The 991-nt window shown below is 49.6% G+C and carries 2 tRNA genes and 2 rRNA genes; all 4 read left to right on the top strand.

From position 1 onward, the window contains the following. Positions 1 to 108, top strand: a 16S ribosomal RNA gene (locus AAZR19_RS18875); the annotation flags it as partial. 95 nt (positions 109 to 203) lie between these two features. Next, a tRNA-Ile gene (locus AAZR19_RS18870) sits at positions 204 to 280 on the top strand. 14 nt (positions 281 to 294) lie between these two features. Then, positions 295 to 370 (top strand) — tRNA-Ala (locus AAZR19_RS18865). Positions 371 to 468: 98 nt separating this feature from the next. Then, a 23S ribosomal RNA gene (locus tag AAZR19_RS18860) occupies positions 469 to 991 on the top strand; the annotation flags it as partial.

The following is a 991-nucleotide window of genomic DNA, read 5'->3' as shown; positions in this document are numbered from 1 at the left end:
TCGGTGAGGTAACCTTTATGGAGCCAGCCGCCGAAGGTGGGGCAGATGATTGGGGTGAAGTCGTAACAAGGTAGCCGTATCGGAAGGTGCGGCTGGATCACCTCCTTTCTAAGGATATATGGAGCAGCGTACGTTTTCGTCTTGTTTAGTTTTGAAGGAACTTGCAAAAGATCCTACAACATCATATCTTCGATATGAAAGATGGGCCTGTAGCTCAGCTGGTTAGAGCGCACGCCTGATAAGCGTGAGGTCGGTGGTTCGAGTCCACTCAGGCCCACCATCTTCTATTAAATCGGGGCCTTAGCTCAGCTGGGAGAGCGCCTGCCTTGCACGCAGGAGGTCAGCGGTTCGATCCCGCTAGGCTCCACCAACGTGTTCTTTGAAAACTAGATAACAATAAGTAATACATTCACATTGAATGCAATGCAAAGTTCATCACACATAGTGATTCTTTCTAAAGTAAGAAATGGTTAAGTTAGAAAGGGCGCACGGTGGATGCCTTGGCACTAGGAGCCGATGAAGGACGGGACGAACACCGATATGCTTCGGGGAGCTGTAAGCAAGCTTTGATCCGGAGATTTCCGAATGGGGAAACCCACTGCTCGTAATGGAGTAGTATCCATACTTGAATACATAGAGTATGAGAAGGCATACCCGGGGAACTGAAACATCTAAGTACCCGGAGGAAGAGAAAGCAAATGCGATTCCCTGAGTAGCGGCGAGCGAAACGGGAACAGCCCAAACCAAGAGGCTTGCCTCTTGGGGTTGTAGGACACTCTATACGGAGTTACAAAGGAATGATATAAGCGAAGAGGTCTGGAAAGGCCCGCCAAAGAAGGTAACAGCCCTGTAACTGAAATGTTGTTCTCTCCAGAGTGGATCCTGAGTACGGCGGAACACGTGAAATTCCGTCGGAATCCGGGAGGACCATCTCCCAAGGCTAAATACTCCCTAGTGACCGATAGTGAACCAGTACCGTGAGGGAAAGGTG

The organism is Bacillus sp. Je.9.29.b (assembly GCF_051129925.1).
Lineage (GTDB): Bacteria > Bacillota > Bacilli > Bacillales > Bacillaceae > Bacillus > Bacillus safensis.
This window is presented reverse-complemented; position numbering and strand designations above follow the sequence as displayed.